This is a genomic window from Stenotrophomonas sp. PE591 (genome assembly GCF_018320795.1).
Lineage (GTDB): Bacteria > Pseudomonadota > Gammaproteobacteria > Xanthomonadales > Xanthomonadaceae > Stenotrophomonas > Stenotrophomonas maltophilia.
In genome coordinates this window covers 518,438-542,159 of record NZ_JAAOKO010000001.1, presented here as the reverse complement: position 1 = coordinate 542,159, position 23,722 = coordinate 518,438, and the positions used below count along the sequence as shown (strand labels likewise).

The 23,722-nt window shown below is 61.3% G+C and carries 22 protein-coding genes; 11 read left to right on the top strand and 11 right to left on the bottom strand.

Translation table 11 applies throughout. The features are described from left to right. Positions 1 to 207 precede the first annotated feature (207 nt). Entirely contained in the window at positions 208 to 2,763 is a 2,556-nt protein-coding gene (gene mutS, locus JLDANKMP_RS02695) for a DNA mismatch repair protein MutS (RefSeq protein ID WP_005408607.1), read from the bottom strand. Positions 2,764 to 2,965: 202 nt separating this feature from the next. On the opposite strand from mutS, the gene JLDANKMP_RS02690 reads away from it, so the two are divergent. From JLDANKMP_RS02690 to JLDANKMP_RS02675, 4 genes are all read left to right on the top strand, one after another. Then, positions 2,966 to 4,861: an integrase gene (locus tag JLDANKMP_RS02690; RefSeq protein WP_249336777.1), complete on the top strand. Its 1,896-nt coding sequence runs from the start codon at positions 2,966 to 2,968 to the stop codon at positions 4,859 to 4,861. An 11-nt stretch (positions 4,862 to 4,872) separates the two neighbouring features. Then, on the top strand, positions 4,873 to 5,646 hold the full coding sequence (locus JLDANKMP_RS02685) for a nucleotide-binding protein (RefSeq protein ID WP_212560469.1): 774 nt from the start codon (positions 4,873 to 4,875) through the stop codon (positions 5,644 to 5,646). 133 nt (positions 5,647 to 5,779) lie between these two features. Then, the gene (locus tag JLDANKMP_RS02680; RefSeq protein WP_212560468.1) at positions 5,780 to 6,220 is read left to right on the top strand and encodes a hypothetical protein; all 441 of its coding nucleotides are present in this window, start codon (positions 5,780 to 5,782) and stop codon (positions 6,218 to 6,220) included. 374 nt (positions 6,221 to 6,594) lie between these two features. Next, positions 6,595 to 7,056, top strand: coding sequence for a hypothetical protein (locus JLDANKMP_RS02675; RefSeq protein WP_212560467.1), 462 nt, complete (start codon positions 6,595 to 6,597; stop codon positions 7,054 to 7,056). Positions 7,057 to 7,058: 2 nt separating this feature from the next. Here the strand turns inward: JLDANKMP_RS02675 and JLDANKMP_RS02670 are convergent, their stop codons facing one another. Both JLDANKMP_RS02670 and JLDANKMP_RS02660 read right to left on the bottom strand, forming a co-directional pair. After that, positions 7,059 to 7,238 carry a hypothetical protein gene (locus tag JLDANKMP_RS02670; RefSeq protein WP_143566637.1) on the bottom strand — a complete coding sequence of 60 codons (180 nt, stop codon included), beginning with the start codon at positions 7,236 to 7,238 and terminating at the stop codon, positions 7,059 to 7,061. Between the two features lie 605 nt (positions 7,239 to 7,843). Continuing rightward, a complete protein-coding gene (locus tag JLDANKMP_RS02660; protein WP_249336803.1) occupies positions 7,844 to 8,179 on the bottom strand; it encodes a helix-turn-helix transcriptional regulator in 336 nt (111 codons plus the stop codon). A 159-nt stretch (positions 8,180 to 8,338) separates the two neighbouring features. Between JLDANKMP_RS02660 and JLDANKMP_RS02655 the strand changes: the two genes are divergently transcribed. The 3 genes from JLDANKMP_RS02655 to JLDANKMP_RS02645 are packed head-to-tail and all read left to right on the top strand — an operon-like array spanning position 8,339 to position 10,101. Then, complete coding sequence (locus JLDANKMP_RS02655) at positions 8,339 to 9,202, top strand: hypothetical protein (RefSeq protein ID WP_212560465.1); 864 nt, start codon at positions 8,339 to 8,341, stop codon at positions 9,200 to 9,202. Continuing rightward, positions 9,199 to 9,561, top strand: a complete 363-nt coding sequence (locus tag JLDANKMP_RS02650; RefSeq protein WP_212560464.1) for a hypothetical protein — start codon at positions 9,199 to 9,201, stop codon at positions 9,559 to 9,561. The genes JLDANKMP_RS02655 and JLDANKMP_RS02650 overlap by 4 nt, the downstream gene beginning before the upstream one ends. A gap of 45 nt (positions 9,562 to 9,606) precedes the next feature. Then, positions 9,607 to 10,101: an ABC transporter permease gene (locus tag JLDANKMP_RS02645; protein WP_249336776.1), complete on the top strand. Its 495-nt coding sequence runs from the start codon at positions 9,607 to 9,609 to the stop codon at positions 10,099 to 10,101. 85 nt (positions 10,102 to 10,186) lie between these two features. Here the strand turns inward: JLDANKMP_RS02645 and JLDANKMP_RS02640 are convergent, their stop codons facing one another. From JLDANKMP_RS02640 to JLDANKMP_RS02610, 7 genes are all read right to left on the bottom strand, one after another. Next, a complete protein-coding gene (locus JLDANKMP_RS02640) occupies positions 10,187 to 10,390 on the bottom strand; it encodes a hypothetical protein (RefSeq protein WP_057502558.1) in 204 nt (67 codons plus the stop codon). Between the two features lie 191 nt (positions 10,391 to 10,581). After that, positions 10,582 to 11,253, bottom strand: coding sequence for a His-Xaa-Ser repeat protein HxsA (gene hxsA / locus JLDANKMP_RS02635; protein WP_212560463.1), 672 nt, complete (start codon positions 11,251 to 11,253; stop codon positions 10,582 to 10,584). A gap of 2 nt (positions 11,254 to 11,255) precedes the next feature. Continuing rightward, positions 11,256 to 12,425: a His-Xaa-Ser system radical SAM maturase HxsC gene (hxsC, locus tag JLDANKMP_RS02630; protein ID WP_212560462.1), complete on the bottom strand. Its 1,170-nt coding sequence runs from the start codon at positions 12,423 to 12,425 to the stop codon at positions 11,256 to 11,258. Beyond that, positions 12,412 to 13,908 carry a His-Xaa-Ser system radical SAM maturase HxsB gene (hxsB, locus tag JLDANKMP_RS02625; RefSeq protein WP_212560461.1) on the bottom strand — a complete coding sequence of 499 codons (1,497 nt, stop codon included), beginning with the start codon at positions 13,906 to 13,908 and terminating at the stop codon, positions 12,412 to 12,414. The genes hxsC and hxsB overlap by 14 nt, the downstream gene beginning before the upstream one ends. Continuing rightward, on the bottom strand, positions 13,895 to 14,200 hold the full coding sequence (locus JLDANKMP_RS02620; protein ID WP_212560460.1) for a hypothetical protein: 306 nt from the start codon (positions 14,198 to 14,200) through the stop codon (positions 13,895 to 13,897). Before JLDANKMP_RS02620 ends, hxsB begins: the two co-directional genes overlap by 14 nt. Positions 14,201 to 14,324: 124 nt before the next feature. Then, a complete protein-coding gene (locus JLDANKMP_RS02615; RefSeq protein ID WP_212560459.1) occupies positions 14,325 to 14,693 on the bottom strand; it encodes an H-NS histone family protein in 369 nt (122 codons plus the stop codon). Positions 14,694 to 14,814: 121 nt separating this feature from the next. Beyond that, positions 14,815 to 16,212, bottom strand: a complete 1,398-nt coding sequence (locus tag JLDANKMP_RS02610) for a site-specific integrase (protein ID WP_212560458.1) — start codon at positions 16,210 to 16,212, stop codon at positions 14,815 to 14,817. A gap of 357 nt (positions 16,213 to 16,569) precedes the next feature. Between JLDANKMP_RS02610 and JLDANKMP_RS02605 the strand changes: the two genes are divergently transcribed. From JLDANKMP_RS02605 to JLDANKMP_RS02590, 4 genes are all read left to right on the top strand, one after another. Beyond that, complete coding sequence (locus tag JLDANKMP_RS02605) at positions 16,570 to 16,935, top strand: DUF6624 domain-containing protein (protein ID WP_212560457.1); 366 nt, start codon at positions 16,570 to 16,572, stop codon at positions 16,933 to 16,935. 647 nt (positions 16,936 to 17,582) lie between these two features. Continuing rightward, on the top strand, positions 17,583 to 19,226 hold the full coding sequence (locus JLDANKMP_RS02600) for a DUF6119 family protein (RefSeq protein WP_212560456.1): 1,644 nt from the start codon (positions 17,583 to 17,585) through the stop codon (positions 19,224 to 19,226). Between the two features lie 65 nt (positions 19,227 to 19,291). Continuing rightward, positions 19,292 to 20,026: a uracil-DNA glycosylase family protein gene (locus JLDANKMP_RS02595; RefSeq protein WP_212560455.1), complete on the top strand. Its 735-nt coding sequence runs from the start codon at positions 19,292 to 19,294 to the stop codon at positions 20,024 to 20,026. Between the two features lie 971 nt (positions 20,027 to 20,997). Continuing rightward, a complete protein-coding gene (locus JLDANKMP_RS02590) occupies positions 20,998 to 21,459 on the top strand; it encodes a hypothetical protein (protein WP_212560454.1) in 462 nt (153 codons plus the stop codon). A gap of 80 nt (positions 21,460 to 21,539) precedes the next feature. On the opposite strand, the gene JLDANKMP_RS02585 is transcribed toward JLDANKMP_RS02590, so the two are convergent. After that, positions 21,540 to 23,720 carry a DEAD/DEAH box helicase gene (locus JLDANKMP_RS02585; RefSeq protein WP_212560453.1) on the bottom strand — a complete coding sequence of 727 codons (2,181 nt, stop codon included), beginning with the start codon at positions 23,718 to 23,720 and terminating at the stop codon, positions 21,540 to 21,542. Positions 23,721 to 23,722: the final 2 nt, after the last annotated feature.

The window sequence follows — 23,722 nt, the reverse complement described above, 5'->3', positions numbered from 1 at the left end:
GTTATCGGACTGGCTCATGGCTGGCTCCTGCGGGTGAAGACGGGGTGGAACATCTTCACTCGACTTTAGCTATGGCCAGATGAAATGAATAATCGAATGATCCATTCAGGTTGATAGTTTCTGTCAATTGAAACGTGGAATAAGATTTGCGGGACCTTTCGATGGGCCTCCCGCATGGCGACGGGAAGCCACGGGTCCGCTCTGCGGTTACAGCAGCGTTTTCAGCCGGTACAGCGCTTCCAGCGCCTGCTTCGGCGTCAGTTCGTCCGGATCGATCGCCGCCAGCGCTTCCTGCGCCTTGCTGGACGGTGCCGCGAACAGCCCGAACTGCTGCGGGGCATCCAGCGCCTGCGGCGCCAGCTCGGCGGCGTGGCTTTCAGCGCCGCGCTGTTCCAGCTCGGCCAGGCGACGCCGTGCCTGCGCCACAGTGGCGCGCGGCAGGCCGGCCAGTGCGGCCACCTGCAGGCCAAAGCTGCGGTTGGCCGGGCCGTCCTTCACTGCGTGCATGAACACCAGCGCTTCGCCGTGCTCGACCGCGTCCAGGTGCACGTTGGCGATGCCGCTGCGGCCGCCCTCGTGCTGTTCGTCGGCCAGCGCGGTCAGCTCGAAGTAGTGGGTGGCGAACAGCGTGTAGCAGCGGTTCTGGTAGGCCAGGTGGCGGGCCACCGCGTCGGCCAGCGCCAGGCCATCGTAGGTGGAGGTGCCACGGCCGATCTCGTCCATCAGCACCAGCGAATGGGCGGTGGCGTGGTGCAGGATGTAGCTGGTCTCGGCCATCTCGACCATGAAGGTTGACTGCCCGCGGGCGAGGTCGTCGCCGGCGCCGATGCGGGTCAGGATGCGGTCGATCGGGCCGATCACCGCCCGGCTGGCCGGCACGAAGCTGCCGATGTGGGCCAGCAGCACGATCAGCGCGTTCTGCCGCATGTAGGTCGATTTACCGCCCATGTTCGGGCCGGTGATGACCAGCATGCGACGGTCCGGATGCAGGTCCAGGTCATTGGGTTCGAACGGCTGTTCGCGTACCGCTTCGACCACTGGATGGCGGCCGCGTTCGATCTTCAGGCACGGCTCGGCCTGCAGCTCCGGGCGCGCCCAGTCCAGCGCCTGCGCGCGTTCGGCGAAGGCGGCCAGCACGTCCAGTTCGCTCAGCGCAGCGGCACACTGCTTCAGCGGTTCCAGCTGGTCGCCAAGGGTGTCCAGCAGCTGCTCGTACAGGTACTTCTCGCGCGACAGCGAACGGTCGCGCGCGGACAGCACCTTGTCCTCGAATGCCTTCAGTTCTTCGGTGATGTAGCGCTCGGCATTGGTCAGCGTCTGGCGGCGGGTGTAGTGCACCGGCGCACGATCGGACTGGCCCTTGCTGATTTCGATGTAGTAGCCGTGAACGCGGTTGTAGCCCACCTTCAGGGTGGGAATACCGCTGCTCTCGCGCTCGCGCAGTTCCAGGTCGACCAGGAACTGGTCGGCATGGGTGGACAGCCGGCGCAGCTCGTCCAGCTCTTCATCGAAGCCATCGGCCAGCACGCCGCCGTCGCTCAGCTTCAGCGGCGGCATCTCGGCGATGGCGCTGGCCAGCAGCTGCGCGCACGCGTCGTGTTCGCCCAGCGCCGCATGCAGGGCCTGCAGGCGCGGCGAGTCCAGCGGGGCCAGCACTTCGCGCACCGCCGGCAGCAGGCCCAGGCCGTCACGCAGGGTTGAGAAATCGCGCGGACGCGCCGAGCGCAGCGCGACGCGGGTGAGGATGCGTTCCAGATCGCCGAGGCGGCGGAACTGCTCGCGGATGTCGGCGTCCGCACCGCGATCGATCAGGGTTTCCACCGCGTGGTGGCGCTGCACCAGCACCTCGCGCAGGCGCAGCGGGCGGTGCAGCCAGCGGCGCAGCAGGCGCCCACCCATGGGTGTCACCGTGCTGTCGAGCACGCCCAGCAGAGTATTGCGGGTATCACCGTCGACACGCGTGTCCAATTCCAGGTGGCGGCGGGTGGCGGCGTTCATCGCGATCGCCTCGCCGGCGGTTTCCATCGCGATCGAAGTCAGGTGCGGCAGGCGCTGCTTCTGGGTTTCCTCGACATAGCCGAGCAGGGCGCCGGCGGCGGCGGTGGCACGGGGCTTGTCATCGATACCGAAGCCGCTCAGATCGTGCAGCTTGAAGAAGTTCAGCAGCTGGCGGCGGCCGCTGTCCGCGTCGAACAGCCAAGGCGCACGGCGGCGCACGCCGGTGCGCTGGCGCAGGAACTCCGGCCAGTTCTCCTCGTCGGGCACCAGCAGCTCGGCCGGCTCCAGCCGTGCCAGCTCGGCTTCCAGGGCGTCGTCGGTCTCCACTTCGTTGACCAGGAAGCGGCCACCGGCCAGATCGGCCCAAGCCAGGCCGTAGCCCTGCTTGCTGCGCGACAACGCCATCAGCAGGGTGTCGCGGCGCTCGTCCAGCAGCGCTTCGTCGGTGACCGTGCCGGGGGTGACGATGCGCACCACCTTGCGTTCGACCAGGCCCTTGGCGAGCGCCGGGTCGCCGATCTGCTCGCAGATCGCCACCGACTCGCCCAGCGCCACCAGCCGTGCCAGGTAGCCTTCGTAGGCATGCACCGGCACGCCGGCCATCGGGATCGGTGCGCCGCCGGAGCTGCCACGCTGGGTCAGGGTGATGTCGAGCAGCCGCGCGGCCTTGCGCGCGTCGTCGTAGAACAGCTCGTAGAAGTCGCCCATGCGGAAGAACAGCAGCAGGTCCGGGTAGTCGGACTTGGCTGCGAAGAACTGCTTCATGAGGGGCGTGTGCTCTGCGCTGGACTTCGACGCAGACGGTTTCGCTTTTGAATCAGTGGTTTGCAAGAGAACTTCCTACGGTTTGTAGCGGTCGATCCCGGCGGCTGACGGCGAGTAACGGGGTTCTTGGTTGCGCCGCGGTTGCGCTGATCAATCAAAGAGGATCAAATCGATGTTGCGACGGACAGACGGCGGATCGACCATGGATACGGTTGTTGCGGCGCAGGCAGAAGCCCCGCGCCGCCGAGGCACCAAGTTTAAGCTGACCTACCGCCAAATCTGCGAACTGAGCGTGGCCAAGGGCCCGGTCGAAGGCAAGCAGGGCAGGGTGGTCATTGCCCCACGCCCGTCGGCAGACGCCGGCAAGCCTTACCGCGTCTTGGACGGCAACCAAGGTGCTCCGACGGGGTTCGGGTTTTACGTGGGCACCACCCGCACCACCTACGAAGTCGTGGTCCGTGGCCCAGCCGGTGTTCGTCGATTCTCCCTGGGCAGCGTCACCGACATCGGCCCGGAGCAAGCCTACGAGCTGGCCCGGCGGAAGTTGGCCGTGGTCCGAGAAACGGGCGAGCATCCTTCGAAGGAAGAGGCCCGCGCCGAGCAGCTGGTGGAGCTGAAGGGGCTCACGCTGGCGGACTGCTTTGCGGCCTACGTTGAGGACCTGCAGAAGCGCGTTCGCAACAAGAAAGCCGAGCCCGCCAGCATCCGGGCGATCCAGGACAGCTTGGCGCGGTTCGCTCGCCCGGAAGTCGGGCTGGCGGACAAGCCGATCCTTCAGCTGTTGGACAAGGACATCCACCGTGCGTTCGACAGCTTGCGGCGATCGTCCATGGTGCGCTCCAACCGGATCCCCACCCCGATGCGCCAAGCGCTGGCTGATCAGCCGGATTGGGCCGCACTTTCCACGCAACAGCTCGAGGCGTTGGGCGTGACCGGGAAGTACATCCAGCGAGTCAAAGCGGCGGGTCTAGCATCGACCGAGCACGCGTTTACGGACGCCAAGAGAGCGATCGACCTGGTGCTGAAGCGGGAACGCAAAGCGGCGGCTCAGCAGCAGCGGGAGCCGATGCTGCGTTACAACCCGTTCCAAGTCATCCACGACGACGACATGCTGCGGGACTCGCAAGCACTTCGCCGGCACTACGAGCGCGCGGAAGTGCGCAATCCGTTGGGGGACGAGACGCTGCCCACGGTCCTCAAGGTGATCTTGGCGCGACGGGACGAGCAAGGCGGCTTGAACGCGACCGGCGCGGACTACTTGCTGCTGACCTTGCTCTGGGGCACCCGCCGCGGCGAGGCCGCTCCCCTGCGCTGGTTTGACCGGTGCTCCCCGGGCGAGCTGCGCCAGTCGGAAGTGTCCTGGGTCTGGTTGGCCGGGCGGGATGAGGTCAACCCTTACACGAGGCGAGCGGGCTCTCAAGTCTACCTGTTTGACACCAAGAACGGCGAGGAGCGCTACCTGCCGGTCGCTTACTTTGCTGAAAAGATTTTGCAGCGGCGTTACGACGAACGCGCGGACGAAACTAAGCTCAAGCAAGACTTGGCGGACGCGGAAGAAGTGTTGGGCGCAGCTCGAGCCAGGCGTGCACGCCGGGATCTGCTGGACCGGCTGGAGAAGGAAGCAGAGCGGGCACGCCGCGCGCTGGCCAAAACCATGTTCGTTTTCCCCGCCCGATCGGACCGAAGCACGACGGGGCATTACTCGGACAGCAAGAGCATCGTGGCAAACGTGCGCCGGGACGCGGGGTTGCTCGATCTGCGGGCAGAGGTCGACATTGGTCTGACCCTCCACGACCTGCGCCGGACGCTCGGCCGTTACGCCGCCCTCCTGTTCGGCGAAAGCCGAATCGTGTCCCAACTGCTCCACCACAGAACGTTGGGGCGAGGCGAGGATCGAATGGCCGCTGTCTCGGAGCGCTACACCGAGCAGGAGTGGTCCAAGCTCCGCGAGGCCATGGGCCGGGTTGAAGAGCACATGGTGGCCACGAGTCCCCGTGTTTGGAATCGATTGAAAGGCACGGACAAGCCCCGGCTGGACGAGTCCGGCGATGCCCCAGTCTCCATTTTCTCAGCAAGAAACCGACGCGACGCCCAGTAAGGAGCGACCCAATGGAATGCCAGCGTAAAGAAGAGGACTACCTGGAGCAGCGCTCTGCGGCACTGGATGCTGAGCTGAACAAAGCCGCCGCGGGCCTCCCGCCTCCGACCATCAGCAGCAAGGCAGCGGCGCGTTACCTGGGAGTGCACTTCGACACGCTGGGGGAGTGGCGCCGTCGAACGCCTCCGGCCGGGCCGCCTTTCGTCAAAGGTGCCGGCCGCGCTGCTGGAGGAGCCAACGAGCACGTTCGTTACCCTTACATCGAACTCGTTGCTTGGCAGGCTTCACGCGTGGGGCGCAGCGTCAAAGAGCGTCGCCTTATCGACGAACTGGACGCAGCCCACCAACGGGTCCGCGAGCTCGAAATCGAGTTGGCCCTGCGGCAGGCGCGGGACGACGCAAGCCGGCTGCAGAAGAAGTTGGGCCGCATCGCATCGCTGGCCACGCTCGATGACATAGCCGGGTTGTCTCACGAGTGGGTGCTGGTGGATGGCCGGGTGGCTGGGCATGTCCTGGTGGTGAGCGACGACGTGCTCAGCAGTGCGCTTGAACGGGGTGACGTGTGGGATGCCACTATCGAGGTGGCCCTGCAGGTGCCCTGGGTCGACGGGGAGACGCGTGAGCCCTACCACGCCGCTTACGAAAGGGTGTTGCAGGTGGCAATGCATGAACTCTGCGAAGCGCAAGCCGCCCAGCGAGCCAATGATCTGGAGGCCCGTTGGGCGCTAGGGGATGCGATGCGTGTGTCCGTGCGGCCTTTTGCCCGAGACGAAGAAGTGTCGTGACGCGGCAGACGGGCCCGGGGGAGGCGACTACGGGCATGTTTTACAGACAGCGCGCAGTTGGTTCTAGCGGATGTCGCAGCGTGTAGCACCTGCTTGGATAGGTGATGGTCCTACAAACTCAGGGGGAAAAGATGTGAACAAGAGCATTGCAGCGGCCATGGGCTTCGACGACCTCTACGGGGCCGGTGAGGCCTTCCGTGAGCGCTTCGATGAGATGCTGGACGCGGTGAAGGCGCTGCCAGAAGGCCTGCAGGAGCGGGGGCGGTCACTGATGTATCCCCAACTACACAACGCTTGCGTGATGGGGGATGTCGAACTGTTGACGGCGCTCTTAGCTACCGGCCTGGACCCCGATGCGTATACCTACACAAACGACGATGAGGATCAGCCTCCATTGGTCTGGCTGGCCCGTGACTTGGAGCTCGATTTCGAGGTTAAGTGTCAGGTCGCCGAGGCACTGCTTGGTGCAGGGGCGAGCGTGGAAGAGGGGGATCCAGAAGAGGAGGCTAAGGACGTTGGCGACGACGATTTCGCCAGTTTCTTGCATGCGCGGAGTCTGTCTGGCCTGAGCTAGTGCGTCGCTATCAGCCTTGCCGCCCGCCGTCATTGCTCACGCTTACTGAATCGTTCCAGCGGAGAGAGGGGGATCGGATAGACCCGAACCTAACCTCTTGACCCTGCAACAGATCGCAAACCAGGATGTGTCCTGTGTTGTCTCCGGCCATTGTAGCGGGTCTGTAGACGTATAGAGTAGCTTTGCGCATAGGAGGCGGTCGTAGACGCGTCGTCGGGGCGGGAGGCTGCGCCAACGAAAAGACCGCATTTGTTGGCCGGTTGAGTTCTTCAATTGGCATGTTGTATGGCGTCAAACTTGGAAGCGAGGCACCTTAGCTGGCAGCAACATACTCCATTAGGAGCTGGTCATTAAATGAGAACGAGGTGAGATCAGTGCAAGATATCGACCTAAAAGACAGAGAAGTGATTCTGGTGCAGCTTGTGTATTTCACTACGGCCACACGTGCGTCTGAGTTCCGCTTCTTCGCTCCTTCAGACGGATGGATGTCTGATGGTTTCCGAAGCATTGGCAGGCTGGTAGCAAAAATTCCTGACGGCGAGCCTCTAGTTCCTATCCCTGATCGGAAGAAGTGGTCGCAAGCGACGCGAATCGGTCAGGTTAGTCTCGACGCTGAAAAATTGGATATCGTCCGCGCGGTTGTTTGGACGGCGCCTAGCCAAGGGTTTTCCAGATGCGATGAACTCCTTGCACTGGAACCATACGAGGATAAAAAGCAGTTGCTTGAGCCATTTTGGCTGGTAGACAGGGGGACGAGCTACGTTCTCGCATCTGCCGACAGCCTGGATGACATAAGAGCCGAATTCAATGACGAGATTGAGCGACTGAAGATGTGATGTCAGAAGATCTTCTGATCTTTCCAGCGGACCACCTTGCTGGAAATGGACTTGCTTCTCGCCAATTCAAAGTGCTTTTTACAAAGTTCAGTAGCCTTGTCTGCCTCTAGCTTTGCTTCCTCAGCGGGAAGCCTAGCTAATGCGGATAGGAAGGCCTTAGTCCAAAATTTTTTGTTTTTCATGATTTGGCTCTTGCATGGCGGCTCTTATTAGCATCGAGCGAGGGATTGTCAACACCAGGCGGCAATTGTGTCTGGAACAACTTTATGGGCTCGCCGACTAAGCTCACCGTGCTCCTTCGAGAAAAGGTCGATAATTAACGAGCAAACCCACCCTAGACTCGATCGCCACCGCCACCGCCACCGCCACCGCCACCGCCACCGCCAAGGCCAAGCTAGAGGAAGAGCTCCGGCAGCTCGAGGAGCAAAATAGCCAACTCCGCCAGCAACAGGTAGCCGATGCCTTCGCCGAGGTCATGAACTTGCTCGGCCAATACGGTCAGCACTTCAGCACTTCAGCGCTAAGCAGAAAGCGGAGCTCGTGACGGCCGCGGGGGCCAGTAGCCCGATCTGTGTCAAGGCGCCGGCAGCGACCGAAAAGAAGGAAGTCGCTCCCAAGTATTGGCTCCCCCACTCTGGCGAGACCTGGGCGGGGCGTCGTAGCCATCGGCCACGAACAGCAGGCCGCATAATCCAAGGTCCCAGCAGATTGCTGGCGTCCTTCGACGACCTGCATCCTCGGCGCCCCAGCCTCGGCCGCCTGCTCCCGGCAGGATGACTGCGATCGCCTATTCGCGATGCGCCAAGAGACGCTCAATGGCTTGCTTCCGCTTGGCCGGTGGGAGCGCGACCAGACCTTCAAGGGCTTGAGAAAGCTTGGCCTGCTGGGCCTCGCTTTGAACGCCCAACGCCAAAATGGCGTCCGCCATTGCTGGTGTTGTCGCTAGCAGGTAGGCCGGCGGCACGTCCAGTGCTTGCGCCAGCTCGAACAGTGCTTCCAGGCTCACCGTCATCGATTCGCTCTCGTAGCGACTGATGCGAGCCGATGCGGTGTCTTTGTCCAGGCCCATCCTGACCCCCACTTCGCGCTGGCTAAAGCCTCGAAGGATCCTGGCTTGGCGCAAGCGCGCGGCCACGATCGCTCGCGGAGTTGTCGGCGTAGTCACGGGCTGAACGGATGCAGTGCAGGCATGCACCGATGATGACCCAAGCCCTACGTCACGGGTAGACTCTACGTGCCACGTAAGCATGTGGCAAGTCCATCCAAAGGAACGAGGGGCTGTATGAAGAACGGGGCAGTTCTGGCTGGCGCGCTCGCGCTGGCCGTATCGACGGGCGCCAGCGCCCAATCCATGACCCCATCGGGTTTGCTACGGCAGATTGGAGGGGCCCTTTCTGGAAAGTCCGGATCACAGGCCAAGGTATCCCATCCCCTGTACGCCGAGCCGGCCGGCATCTACTGGGACCTGGACGGGGACACCCTTGAGGGTGCTCAGCACCTGCGCGAAGGGCTGTCCTCCACGGGCGCGCAAGGGATCGACATGTGCGACATGGGCCTGCTGGCCATGGCCCATTCCGCCTACCAGTTGCGGCCTGACAAACGGCAGTGGTGCTTGCGGCAAGCGTGGGTGGCCGCAAAGAGGACGACGGGTAGCAAAGTGGCGGAGCCCTCTGCGGCGGTGATCGAGCAGCGCTTCGGGCCTGCTTTCGACGCCCGGCTGGAGCGGTTCAAAGGGATTCGGCGGTATGCCGTCCGCCCGAACTTCAAAGCGCTGGGTGGGGTCAGTTACAACCCGGATCGGGGCGTCATGGAAGTGTTCGTGCCGATGCCGCAGATCTCGGTTGCTGGCTTGAGTGTCACCGGAAAGAACTTCGTCCCCTGGATCCATAAGACGCCCATCGGCGTGTCCAGCCCTCCGAACGCGGGGCGCTACCGGTTGCTGATCCGGATGGACCCCGCTGAAGCAGCCAACCTCGCGCGGCAAGGGCGCTCTTTCCAGGACGACCGCGTGGTGTTCTCGGTCAATCGGGTTTGGGTCGACGGCACGGAGCCCAAGATGGACGTGACCGTTGAGAGGGTGAGCTTGGGCTACCGGAACGAAACGATCGAAGTGGACGTCACCAAGAACCAAGGAGAAGGTGCATGAAGCGTGGAATCGTGGCCGCTGCAGTAGCCGCTGTCGTCTTAGCTGCATGCAGCAAGGCCGACCAGGGGCCGTCGGTGGAGCAGGTGGCGAAGGGTTATGAGCAGTATTTGAAAGCGAACTTGGTGGCCGAGCTGGGGCAGCGCGTGGAAGTGCGTGGCTGGGATGACCTGAACGTCGATTGCAATCAGAGCGGGCCCGAGCGAACGACGTGCGTCACCCGCGGCACCCTCGATGTGATCGGTTTCCAAGGCGGTCGCCAACTGAAGGAGGCTCCTACACCTGTGCCTGCCCGGGCAGATCTGGTGTTTGAAAAGCGGGCAGCGCAGTGGGTGCTCATCGACGCTCAGAAGAAGCCTTAACCGGCCCCTGCAACCCGCCCAAGGTCTCGCTCATTTGGAGGTTCCATGAATGCCCATGCCCGCTCTCACTCAACCACGTCCCATATGCAGTGGGGCTTGCTCGCACCCGCAACGGTCCTCCTGGGCGGCGCTGGCCTCCTCGCCTTCGCAGGCGGTGCAGAAATTTCTGGAGAGCTGGGGCTTGCTTGGCAGGCTGTGGCGGCGTTCTCGGCTGGCGTTGGCGTGCTGGCGCTCCTCCTGCTGCTTTACGTGCTGAACTGGCGGGCGGCGCGCGTTAGGGCAGCCAGGGCGGCCAACCCCTTCCTGGAACCGAAGCGCGGGGGCTTTTGGAAGGGGGCATTGATGGGCACGTTGGTTGTGGTGGCCGTGCAGATCGGAAGCATCGGGGTGGGGATCTTCTACCCTGGTCTGATTGAATCGGAACGCAATTTCTTCGTTTCCGTCCCGCCGCTGGCGTTGGCCGCCCTCTACACCGTCTTCCCGATTGCGCCACTGGTGGGCGGGTTGATCGGGCGCGTGTGGCGCGCCACCAGCCTGTAGGGCGGGCCGGGAGCTCCTGACAACCATCAAAGGGGGCAAGTTCCCCTTTCAGCGGTTCGCGAAAGATGCCGGCGACGATGGCCGCCTACGTCCTACGATGCTCGATCAAAGCCGTCCGGTAGTTCTCGCAAGCGTCCCGGAGGCCCGTTTTGGCCGCAGCGATCAACGCATCGGTGCTCATGATGGAAGCTTGGTTCCGTTCGACGATCAAAATCGGAAGGGCATCGATGGCCTGTTGCCAGTCGTGCTCCGAGCCTCTGTGCTGCTTGTTGTTGTAATTGTGGTCCATGGTCTCTGCTCCCCTTAAAGATGGAAGCATCTAACCATGTGCGCAAAGCTGCGCAAGTTCTACATAGGAGCGGATCTACAGATGTGTCGAGCCGTTCGCGATTCGGTCCTTAAATGCCACGGGTGTCTCACTCTTCTGGAGGCCGGTCGCTTTTTGGCCTCCCGCAGTCGCGGGATTAAAGGTGTTGAGGGCTAGATCCGCACGCCAAGCGCGTCCAGGGTGGGAGTCGTCATCGTTCCGGTCGCCCGGATGCCGTGGGCCAATTGGAACATTCGCAGCGCCGATTGGGTCTCAGGAGTGAGGACCCCGTCGATGGCACCTGGATCGTAGCCCTTGGAATAGAGCGCTGCCTGGACACGCATGATCAGCAGCTTGAGCGCATCGGCGTCCCGTCCCTCCGTGACCGGCTTGTCGTATGTGCCGGGCTCCAAGGTCAGGTTGTTCGTGGATCTCGAGTTTGCTCGGGTGGCTGGATCCAGATTCTGGGTCGGGTAGCTATTCAAATGGCTGCCGCCACTGCTGCCCGTGCCAGTGGTTCGCGGGGCTGCTGGGGCAACCGGTGCTGCTGGCGCGGTGTAGCGGGTGGGCGGTGGGGTATAGGTCGCCGGTGGCGGGGTGTAGGAGCGATACGAGCTTCCCGACCCGGACGAATGGGATCGATGGGAACTGTGTGATCGGTGAGAGCTGTGGCTGCGGTGCCCTGCATACAGGTTGTGCCGGCCTGCATTCAACGAGGTGCTCAGGACGGTCGCGTATTTCCCGTCCAACTCGGAGAGCCTGGAAAGTTCGGACTGGCCCTTGGGCGGCTCCGTGCCCAGGGTTCCCAAGGTGGCGGCGCCGACGATCATAAGTGCGTTGGACATGATCAGGTTTCCAGGACAGGAGAGATGGACCGGCTGGTCCAAGCCGGTGTGACCCACGAGAAGAAGCCGCCGCACCGCTGTCGAACCGAGCAGGTTTCGCAGGCGGGTAGGTAGTCGTTCTTCCAAGGCGAAATGCTCTGCACGGCGTAGGGCCAAAGCGATCGGTCCAACGCGCACAAGGGCAGGTTGTAGAGCGAGACCGGAATTCCGCCCTCGGCCAGCAGCCCTACCGCTTCGGACAGGACGTCACCGTAGTCCGCTGGATCGGCCCAAAGCTCACGCTGATGCGCTTTGGCAAAGCCGATGGGCTCGATGCCCATCAGTGCGACGTGTTCGACGAAGGGTAGGTTGCGCCAGATGTAGCGCGCCAGCTGGATCAACCGCTCCACCGTGGGTTTGACCAACACGACTCGGATCTCCACCCGCTGCTGGGCGGCTTCCAATGCGTAAAGTCCACGAAGGGTCTGAGCGAACGCCCCCTCGCTTTGCACCACGTAGTCGTGCAGGGCATAGCGGTCGCCGTAAAGCGGAATGCCCCAGCTCAGGTTGGGATGGAGGCCCGCAAATTTCGCGTGCAGGCCGGGCTCACGCAGTCGGCCGTTGGACAGGATGTGCAGGTGGGTGTTGGGCAGCACTTGCGCGCATTTGGCCACCACGTCGACCAACCCGTCACCCAGCAGGGTCGGTTCCCCGCCGCTGATCGCCAGCGAAGGTTCCTCCGGATCGATGAGGTCGATCAGGTCCAGGAGGTGCCTCACCCGCCAATCGTCTTGAACGTCTCGGGGCGGCTGAGAGCACATCAGGCAGTAGCTGTTGCAGCGCTCGGTGGCGAACAACACATTGCCGGTGTCTCCACGCCGATATCGGATCGCCACCTTCTTCTGCAGGGGATTGAGCTCCACCACGTCTCCAGGCTTGCAAACACCCAGCGGACCTTCCAAGTGAACGAGAGGGGCCTTACCGGGTGAGCGCAACCCGCTCGAGGGCAAGACTGCACCCCAAGGCAGGTTTAGCAGCTCATTGCTGGCGTGGTCCGCTGGGACGTCCCGCAGGTCCAGGGCCAAGCGCTCGAAGGGAAGTGCTGATTGGGCAAACTCTGCCAGCGACACGACCTTGAGCAGGCTGGCCTTCGCCGACGGAGCCAGCTCGGCTCTGGTTTCAAGCGGCAGCATGGACGGCGTCCTCTACCGATGGCTTCGGATTGGCCCAAGAGCGCATCAACGCTTGGATGTTCCGGTCAGCCTTCTCGTATCGTTCCAGCAGAAAATCAAAGAGCCCCATGTTCCGTTGGCAGAAGTCGCTGCTGGGCCGATGGCCGATGGGATCCCCCTGGCGGGCGTAGTGCTCGATCGGATCGGCGCCGCACATCGGCACAAACGCGCAGTCGGAGCACGTGGGTAGGGCCTCGGCGACCCCGGCGTCCAGCAAGCGGGCCATGGCGGGCGAGGACAGCCATTGGCTGACCGGTTGGCTGACGTGGCCCAAGGCAAAGGCATCGTCCCCCATTGCGGCCAGCATGCGTGCCTCGTCCGACGGATAGACCCGCCCGTCGTGGTCGTAGATGACGGCGCCCAACCCGGCTCCGGAGGGCGATCGGAGATCGACGTAGCCGTGCCCGAAGGACGTGAAGAGCTGGGAGAGGAGGAGAGACGCGTAGGACTCTTCCATGGCGTAGCCGGCCAGGTTCACCGACAGCAAGTGGTCGAATGCGCGTCGGTAGAAGGCCAGGAAGTCTTCCGTGGGGTAGCCGGTGCGGCGGGCCGTCTTGGTGGCGAACCCGTAGGGGCTTAATGGACGCAAGGAGATGCTGTGGAAACCCAGCTTCCGGTATTCGTCGATGATGGCCTCAGGAACCTCGAGGCTCTGGCGGGTCAGCGTCGTCAGCGCCGAGACGCCATCGTCTCCGAGCCAACGGCGCCCGCGTTCAATCCCCTCCACAGTCCGCCGGTAGCTGTCGCGGCCGGGCCGGGGGCGGTTGGCGTTGTGAAGCCATTCGGGACCGTCCAGTGACGTAGACAGCTTGAAGCGATGTTCGGTCAGAAACGCCAGCTGGTCGTCGGTGAGGTCATGCAGAGTGGATGCCAGCACGAAGCGCAGGGTGCGTCGGGCGCTCCGATTGCGCTCGACGATCCGCCGGGTGATGGCCTTCACTTGCTCAAAATTCAGCAGGGGCTCACCCCCTTGGAACTCGATCGTCAGTTCTTGGCTCGGCCATTCGAACAACCGTTCCACCGCCTGTTCGGCATGCGCACGTTCCATGTCGAACGCCGTGGCGCTCGTTTCCTGCCGGGACACTTGGCAATAGTTGCAGGTGTGGTGGCAACGCAGCGACACCACGAAGATGTGGAGAGCGGGTCCCCCCATCAGGTAGGACTTTCGGCTGCGAATTTGACTAAGTAGGGGCGCCAAGCTGCTTCGGTCGGTCCCGGCGATGGCCAGGTGCCGGGCTTCCAAATCTGCAAAGAGGGCTGAGTTGGTCGGCAACTGGTGGGCCACCAGGCACTGTACGTCCTCCATCTGCATCAGGAGCCAGTCGCCCGCCATGGAGGAGACAAATGCCCGGTCGTGATCCCAAGGCAGGCGCCGGAACCGTAGGGGCAGCAATTGGTAAGCCGATGGGCCGGCGAAAGCCTCCGCGGACCTAAACCTCGACATGGGAGACCAGCGGCTGTGCCTGGTTTAGCGCTGCGCGAAGCAGCTCCTGCTGCAGCCCGCTCGTCTCTGCTCGGACAGCCGCCCGCAGGCGTTCGTCCAGCAAGTCTCGGGAAAACCGGGGCCAGAGGTTCTCTGGCAGGTCGGAGCCGTCCAGAGACCAAAAGCCAACGGTGAGGCTGGCGCCTTGGCTGCGCACCTCCACACCAAGCTCGCCGGTATGGCGATGCACGGCCCGAGCCACGACGTCGTCTGAATACAGTGCGCGATCAATAGTGAATTGCGAGCGTTCCATTGCTCATCCCCCCCTGGATGAGTGAACTTTGCTCCTGAGTAGCCCATGTTGCAAGTCGCCAGAAGTCGAAATTCTCCTCTGACTCGAGCCTGCCTTGAGTGCGTTCGGAGCCCGACGCTGTCGACTATTTGATCAGGAATTCACTGGGCTCTTTGCCCTTCTGCACCAGTGCAGCCAGCCACCTTGGTTGGCGGCCACGGCCGGACCATGTTTCGCTAGGGTTGGCCGGATTGCGGTACTTGGGAGCGACCTTGCTTCCGGCCGACTTTGTGGATTTGCGGCCGGCGCGCTTTTTGGAGGTCTCGGAAGAGGCCGTTGGAACCGCTCCGTAAAGCTCCTCAATCGTGTATCCGTGGTCTTTGACATACTGATCGATCTTGGCTCGCATCGCGGCAGCCTTGGGGCGGCTCAGAACCTTGGTTTGTTGCTTTTCTGCCTGAGCAATCAGGGCTTTAAGTTCTTTGGCCGACAGGCCGCTGACATCAATGGTCATCTGTTAGGTCCGAGCGGTGAGGGCTTTAGGGTAATTCCAAATGGAATCCGATGCGAACGCTCGCTGGGGAGCCCAAGCCCTCCTTCAAAATTCGGTAAGGCCCAGGCAACAGCTGCCGATCTTACGGGTAGAACTTGCCTGGGTCGCTTAGTTGTTTCGCAAACTGTCCCCGCTGGTAACGCGGCAGCTCCACCGGTGGTGCGTAGCGGCCCAAGAGATCGATCTGCTTCTTTCTGGCAAGCTCTGGCTTCTTGTGGAAGTAAGCCTCATGCAGCACCGGGACCCTTTTGCTGATGCTGTGGCCGGTCAGCAAGGCAATGTCTTCGTCGGGCACGCCTTTGTGATGGAGCTCTGTGGCGATAGTGTGCCGGAACGCGTGCAGCCCGATTCCCTTTCCGAAACCGAGGCTCTTCAGGTAGGCGCTGAACTGGTTGAGCGCCGCTTGGCTGTAGCGCTGGTTCGATTCACCCGTCTTGCGGTTCACGCCGGCGGTGAGGTGGGGGAACAATCGAGGATGGCCGCACGCGCGAATATCTGCCACAAAATCTAGGAAGCCTGCGTCGACCACCGGGGCGGGGATGGGGAGGGTCCGAATGGCTGCCTTTCCCTTCAGGCGTTGCCGGCTCCGATCGCGGGTCTTGTGCGCAAGGTCGGGATCGACAGTCTTCTGGATCCGGATGCACCAGACGCCGGCCTCCTGCACCACGTCCGCCAGTTTGAGCTGGGCGATCTCGTTGATGCGTGCTCCCGTGCAGAGGCCAAGGATGGGAATCCACCAGCGGTGAGGGTACTTGCTAGCCCAAGGAACATATGTCTCCAGGTCGAAGATGCGCCTGAGTTCTGCATCGTCAAAAAGGCGCTCGGGCTTGTTCGGATCCACGACCAAGTCTTTCTTGATCTCGTCGAAGGCGACCATCGGCGAGGCGCCGATGGCCTTCGATTTCTCAAGCTTTTTGAAGAAGGTCGATAGGAAGCGCCGGTGCTTCTCAAGCGTGGCTGGGGCGGGCGGAGACACGTTGAGTTGCTTCCCGCGCGCGACCGCTTGGTCGTAGGTAAACCTGCGGTACTCAGGGTCGGACAGCAGACGGTCTGGGGCCCAGCGAATGAGGTCCCACAACTTGTAGATATGAGCGTGGTCGATGCGGGTGACAGGGATGTCACCGCACGTCATTAGAAGCAGCCGTAGGGTTCGAGAGGTCGCGTCGACCGTTTCTCTGGCCAGGCAGCTGTAGTCGCCTCGATTGCGGATGTAGTCGTCAATCTCTACGGAGAGTGACCGTCCGGGTGTGGCGACAGGCAGCGGCTCGGGATATCGGGTGCCATTGTTCGTGGAGCGTGCGCGGCGGGTGCGCTCATACGCGGCATTGAGAATCTCTTGGGCCTGAATCGCGGCCTCTCGGTTGGTGACCACCAGCTTTCCGATCCGAAACCTGCCGATGCGAATGTCGGACATCTCCAGCGAGCCGCTGGGGTCGTCCAAGTAGGATTGGAGGGGGTTAGAGGGCTGAGTCGGCGGCATTGCGGGTTTCCATCGTTTCGATGGAAGTACAGATAAACCAGCCTCAGCAATCGTCAATGGAAATGGGTCGGCTGCGTACCGACCGTAGGCATCTATTGTGAGCGCCCATTACTGCTTCTTCAGGAAAAGAAAATTACGCAGGAAGTTGCGTGCTTTAGTTCTTGAAAATCAATGGTTTGCGTGGATATAAGTAGTGTTGAATTGCAGTCATTACTGTACTGTTTAATTTCTACAAGCTAACAGCTCCCTCTGAGAGGTTAGTTTAGTTCTGTACGGCTGTTAAACGGTGCGGCCAATTGATGGCTGAGAAATTACCTTGGAAGTGGAGCTGTGGCGCGACGACTCTGTCCATTGTTAGTGATTGCGATCCTCTTCGCGCCGCTGGCTGCCAGCGGTGGGACGCCCACTGACCCCGAGCTGCGCGGTCAGCTCCTGCGGATGAAGGATTCCGATCAGGCGGTGCGGGACCTCCCGCTGACCACCGAGGGTGAGGAGAGGGTGCTCAGTGCTGTCGATGCGGTACACACCGCTCGGCTGAAGGCGATCGTTGCGGCCCATGGCTGGCCGACCGTGGCGCAGGTGGGCCAGGACGGGGCGGACGCGGCCTGGCTGATGGCCCAGCATGCCGAGAAGGATCTGGCGTTCCAGCGCTCTGTTGCGGAAGCCATGGAGCCCTTGGTAGCCACTGGGCAGATCAAAGCGTCCAGTTGCGCCTACCTTTAGGACCGCACCCACGACCTCCAGCGCTATGGAACGCAGGGGCGTTGTGCGGATAAGGGGCGTTGGGTGCCCGCACGGTCGAGGCACCTGAGAAACTTGAGGAACGTTGTGCTCAAATGGGCCTGACGCCTATGGCGGAGTATCAAGCGATGGTCTCCAAGCACTGCGAGCAGTTTGGGCGTTAAGATCGAGTCAGCAGCTGCTGCGCTGCACGGGGAAAGGCAGGGGTGAGGCCGGTTCTCCGGCATGTGGTGTTGAGAGTCACAAGCAGTCCCGGCGGGCGGCAGACGCCATGGCGGAGATTCAGCGCGGGATTGCGAGGTCCGCCGGCAGGTTGACGTGGGTCGTGGTTGGGGACTTGTCCCGTGTCGAGGTGTCAGTGCGTGCCTTGGGGCTGGGAGAGGTGATCGTGATTGATTCGCAAGGTGCGCCCCTGCAAAAACGGGAAGCCCCGGTCGCGCGGGAGTGGAGTGAACTAGGCGTGGCAATCGGGTCTAGATCGCTTGCAAAGCTCTCAGGTAAGAAGATTTGTGTGTAACGCGTCTTAAGTGTTCCGGCGGGCGAATGGGCTGATCTAAGTAATCAGTGACATTGGTCGCCTGGCCACGAGTGGTGGCACGAAAGTCGAATTGTTTGTCCAAGGGAGGGGTATGAACAATTACACGGTCTACTTGCTGCGTGAGGACATCAAGACGGACTGCGATGCGATCGCCGTCCAGGTCGCTGGCATTCCTATAGTCGATGGTGCGTCCCACTACGGGACACTGTTCGTAAAGCCGACGGCACCACGGGAGCCGAAGTGGTCTCCTTTGTTCACGCCCTTTGTGGACAAGAAGAAGCTTGGACATGTCCAGTCCTCCGCAGCGGTCCTCATCGTCCCCGTGGACAAGCGCCTTTTCGCCGTTACGTTTGGTCAAGGAAGGCATCTACTAAAGCCCGAGGCTTTTGAAGAGCGGTTTGGGCTGCTCGTAACACTGAACTCCGTGCGGCAGGATGCTCTACGTAGTGTGGATAAGCGCGCCTTCGTGGATGACCAAAACAGCCGTGTGCAAACCAGTCAGGCATCTGCTGCGTTGGAGTTCGGCATCGATATCGAACGCGACCTTATTCGGGGCATCGTTGGCTATCCCGATGCGCCTGAGATGGGGCGCCGGTTGTCCGGATCGGATGCCCTCAACTTCACCAGCAAAGCGGATATCCCGGAGCTGAGAAGGCAGCTGCGCCGCTATCTACGGGCCTACTCTTCCACCGATTACAAGGAGAAGTTTCCTTGGGTTGATCAGGTTCGCCAGCTAAGGCCCAAGGGTCAACGTGCAGTCGAGCTAGATGCCCTGCTGGTGGAGAAGCTAAAGATCGCTTGGCAGCAAGGTGGGCGGGTAGAGGGTTGTTGGCTTGCTATTCCGGATGTGGTGGACTGGACCCGCATCGCAGGCTTCAAGTTCACCCGCAAGAAGAACGAAGGCATGTCTTCGGATCTCCAGCTGCCTGGCCTCGTGCAAGCATATCCGGATGCAGAGCCGAACATTGAGTTCTTGCGATCCCGGCAGGCATTCGCGGTGGATGAGGAGCAATGGACCGTAGAGGACTGGCAAATCTACCGTTGCATCCACTGTGAGCTGGAGGATGGTGGGAAATCTTACGTCCTATCCGCAGGGAACTGGTTTGAGGTCCATGATGATTTTGCCGCAAGCATCGAAGAATTCTATGCGAACATCGCCAAGTTCCCCTTAGAGCTGCCGATCTACAACCACGACGATGAGGCGGCTTACAACCAGGCCCTTGTAGACGAGGGCAATGGGGCCTGGTGTTTGATGGACCGCAAGCTTCTAAATGTGGGCGGGGTGCACGACAAGGTTGAGTTCTGCGATGTCTATGGGGCTAAGACTCTATTGCACATAAAGCACTACGGCAGCTCCAGCGTGCTCGGTCACCTGTTCAATCAGGGATTGGTGTCAGCCGAGTTGCTTAAGTCAGACAAGAGCTTCGTGCAACTCGCCAACGAGAAGATCGATCCGGCTCATGCGCTTGACCTTCCGTTTGACGTCCCGCGTGACGTCACAGATTACAAGGTGGTGTTCGGTGTGATAAGCCAGTCTGAAGCGCCAGGACTGCATCTGCCATTTTTCGCCAAGGTTGTGCTCAAGTCTGTATGCACGCGCATCCTCGAGCGTGGCTTTGGAGAGGTCATGCTTGCCAAGATCTCCGTCGATCAAGACAAAGTTAAGGTGAAGAAACTGCCGCCAGGTAAGAAGCCAGCGAAGCGCGGGCAAAGGATGGCACGGGGCGGCCACTGAGTCGCTTCAGCTGCCAGTGTTGCCCTGTTCGGGCCTATTCGGAGTGCATTGTTCGAGGAGCGATTATGACCAGGGGAAACCAAGCTGTGCAGAGGTATACCGGCCCACCTGAAACGAATCTCGAGGGCCATCAATGGCCCGATGAAGTCCGTTTCATCCCGTATTGGGGTGACCTCTACTGGGGCGGGCTGGGTGGCCGGCGGGTGCTCTTGCTTGGCGAGTCGCACTATCGGAGGGAGGGGGCGAGCGATTCGCTGGAAGTGACCCGTCCTTTCACTCAAGACCATTTCCGAGAGATGGCCTTGCCCGCCCGGAACGGTCGCGACGGACCCTTCTTCAAGGCGCTCGATCTGATCCTTACCGGGCGGCAGGACTTCCGACTCCAAGATGCCGCCGAGACTTGGAGACGAGTGGCATTCCTGAACCTTTCCCAGGCGTTCGCAGGTTCCCAGGCAAATCACCGGCCGCGAAATCAGGCGCTGCGCGACGGCGGGGACGTATTGGTTCGAGACATTCTGCCGGCGCTTCGGCCGGATGTGGTGCTAGTGCTCGGTCGCACCGCTTGGCGGTTCTTTCGTCACGGCGAACCGCGACCGGGCTTGGAGCCCTTCATCGCCCAACAGGTGAATCGAGGGGCGGGCAAGCGACGCTACATTGAATCTCGGGAAGTCTGGTCGCTGGACTACACGGGAGGGTCTGTCCTGATGACGTGGGTCTACCATCCATCGTGGAACGTGGATACGTGGCAGGATCGGGCGCGTGCGCTGCGCCACCTCATCTCACTTGCGAAACAGAACTGAGGCTGTCGGGCCTCTCTGGGCAGAATAGGGAAGGGCAGGCAACGGCAATCTCGAATGAGTTATTTTATCTCGTTAGGGTGTATTGACAGTTGTGGTGCGATGCTGCAGCTTTGTGTGGCTGTTCCCTCTTAATGAAGGAGTCAAGTTATGTCGATAAAGCCTGGCCCGAAGCCAATAGCTCCGTCCACCGGAGAACCGGATAAGCGTCGACGGGATAACAAGGATACCCCAGGGAATACTCCGGGCTTGAAGCCTCACAAGCATAAGCCCGGCAAATGACTTAAAGCGGAGCTGTTCTTGGGGCAAGAAAGCAACAGGACAGAAACGTGACATAACGGCCGACGCCGCTGTGGCGTCGGCTTTTATCACTGCGGCCGGATTCGTCGAACTGGATAGCCGAGCTGATCAGAGCTGCGCGGCGATCTCTGCGTGCAAAGGATGCCATTAGGTTGCCCGAGCCTTCTGGTAATCGACGAGGGCTTGGAGAAAGCGCTCAGTGGCACTGACACGGTGCACGCCACTGATGCGACAAAAAATGCGCGAATGGGGACGCTAGTCTGTTGGTGTGTGAGCTCCGAGCCCGGCACCAGGTAGAGGTGCGCCGGAACCTAAGCTGGTGGCGAGCGGGACGAAAGGGCCGTCTGGGTCTTCGTGGAAGGGACTGATACGTTCCGGCGAACGGCTAGGGAAGTGCGGCGATGGACGTGGCATTGTGCGGCGAAGTCCTAGAGGAGACGCAGCCTTTCAGCGTCCGGCTCCTAGGGTCAACCTTGAAGGTACTAAATTTTCTCCGACACCCGCCGCTCTGTTAGAAATGGGCATCGACTTTCAACGAGGCTAAAGGCTCCTTGCGCCCGCGAACAGGGACGCTGGGGGCTGGCATAGTTGTGGCCAAGCATTGCACGGATCGAACTATAATCCGGAGCATCAGGTGCCCATAGCCCACCCACACTCTATGAATGAGACAAAGTATGGAAAACTGGCTGGCACAGGGGCTCGCTGTTGTTGTCATCTCGAGCATCGTTACGTCACTAGCGAAATGGGCCTATGCCAAGGCCGGCTTCTGGAATGAGAAGTTAGGTCTTGCTATGAACAGGGCCGAGCTGAGGAAGGTTCAGCACCTAGCTTCGGACAGGTCGAATCTCCTGCAATTCTTGCTGACCCAGCTTCTGTGGTGCTTCTGCTTCCTGGCAATTGCCGCGATGGTTGCGCCATTGGCCTATGCGACCGGCGGGCTTCACTGGTTGGGTGTGGTTGTCACAATTGGGGCTCTTGCGATCTACGGTTGCGTGATCTTTCCGTTGGGTATGATTGTTCGCATTCGCAAGGGAGATTCGTATATTCAGCGGCAGATAGCGCGGATTGAGCGTGGCGAAAAATTCTTTGAGACAAGAGGGTCGAGTCATAGGTCATCAGATGACTCCACAACCTAGTCTCTGAGCCGGCCTAACAACGGAAGGGCGCGTGCGGGGCGAGTAGGCGCCAATGCGGAAGCTTCGCTAGAACTGGAACACTATCCGAACCTGAGAGCGAGCCAAGCGGTAGCCTCTTCCAGGTCCAGCTTTAACGATGCATAGGAGCGTCGCAAAAGGCGTGGAGGAAGGAGGCCGTCCCACTTCTGCGTGACCAAGTTGTTTGCAGAGTGAAGAAGAGTCTCTGGCGATGGCAATGGCATCTTTGCCACCCGCCCGAGCACCTTGATCACGTCATCGAGACTTCTAGTCCCCCTGGAGATTTCCACGCCCAGCCTACCGGCCTGAGAAGTGAATCCCTGAGCGTTTAGGAGGCAGGCGATGGCTTCATTTGAAGAGTCTCCCAGCCACGTCAGCAGCAAGGCATCGCTGCCCTGGTCGAGGAGAACCTTCCCGTCCAGGCTCAATTGACGGTAGGCGCTCTGCGCCTCCTGCAGGAAGCGAGAGGCAGTGGGATCCAAGAAGTCTGGTTTGATCTCTTGCTGATACAGCCCACGCATCTTTTGACGGACCTGGGTGTGGACCTGCCCGCCTGTTCCATTGAAAAGAGGCGGGGTGCCGCCCTTCGCTGCGGCCACGTAGATCGTCTTTTGGGCGTCGTCGATCTGCTCGACAAGCCAAGTGCGGCCGCCAAACAATATTCGCTGGCCGACGGTCAGCAGTTGGGAAACGGGGAGCGTGCCTAGTGCCTTGCCGGCGGCCACGATCCGGAACTCTTCGTCGACGCTGAAAGCGGCGTAGAAGGTGTAGTGGTTGACCAACTTGTCGCCGACCGGGCCGTGGAGCAGCAAGCCGGAGCCATCCTGAATTAGCACCTGTTCTTGGCCGAGGTGGCGAAGCAACTCTGCGAACGCGTCTTGGGACAGGCCGTGGAACGGTCCTTGATCTGCGCAGAGCAGCTGATACGCTTGAGCTGCCTTAAGCCCGCCGTATTGGGCAATGGAAGAAAGCAACTGCTGGACGAGCGTTGAAAGGTGTAGGCCGTTGACCGAAGGCGGTTCAAACCACCTCTCCAGCAATAGCAGCACGCAAGCAGTGGACTGAACTGTGTCCAGTCGAAGCCTTGTCTTCAACGTCGACTCAGCGTCGATTGAGTCCTCGATAACGTAGCCGCGCAACACCGCTGGCTCTCCACGGCGGCGCCCGGAGCGACCAAGGCGTTGGCGAAGGCTAGCCACGGAAGGTGGTGGGCCAATTTGCGCGATGCTCTTCACCGCTCCGATATCGATGCCCAGTTCCAGGGTGTTCGTGCAAATTGCGCTCGCTGGACGACCCTTTTGTTTCAGGGCCGCTTCCGTGTTCGAGCGTATTTCCTTGGACAGGCTCCCATGGTGTGGCCAGAACTCTCTCGGCCGGCCGTCCTGCTCGCTCAGCAGGTTGAGGAGGTGCGTGTAGCGTTCAACCTCCCTTCGGCTATTGGGGAAGATCAGGTTGTTTGTCCCTGAAAGCACCCGGTAGAGGTGCTCGGCCACCGCAGCGGGAGCCGCGGGATTCTCGTCGGACCCGGCGTCAGGTGCGGGTTGTTCGTAGCCTTTGATGATCAGTTGGAGATCATTTCCGGCTGATGAGGCGTTGACCAACGCGGGGGCAGCTCCAACACCCGGGCGTAGGAAGGCCCCGGCGCTCGAAAAGTCACCCAAGGTTGCCGACAGGCCCAGGCGGGGAGTCCGCCGCCGTAATAGCACGTCCATCCGGTGCATCAACGATTGAAGCTGCTTCCCGCGCTCGCTTCCAATGAACGCATGGAGTTCGTCCACGACAACGTAGAGGAGCTTTGAGAACGCTGCCGCAACGGATGTCCCGCGGTTGCAGAGCATCGCCTCCAAGGACTCCGGCGTGATCAGGAGTACGCCACGGGGGTGCTTAAAGAATCGCTGCTTCGTCGAGCCCGATATGTCTCCGTGCCAAGGCCACACGGAGACTTCAAGGTCCTCGCAAAGCCGTTGCAGCCGTTCAAACTGGTCGTTGATGAGCGCCTTTAGGGGGCTGATGTAGACAATCAGGCCCTCTTCGTCGGTGTTCAGAAGGTGCGTGAGCGCAGGAAGAAAAGCGGCCTCGGTTTTTCCCGAGGCGGTGCTGGCGGCGATGATCACGTCCCGGTCGGCGCTCAGGACGAGGGGAATCGCCAATTCCTGGACCTCACGCAGCGCCTCCCACTGTTCGGTCCAGAGGTAGCGCTGGATTCGAGGGTGCAGCGATTGGAAGGCGCTGGAGGCAGTCATCG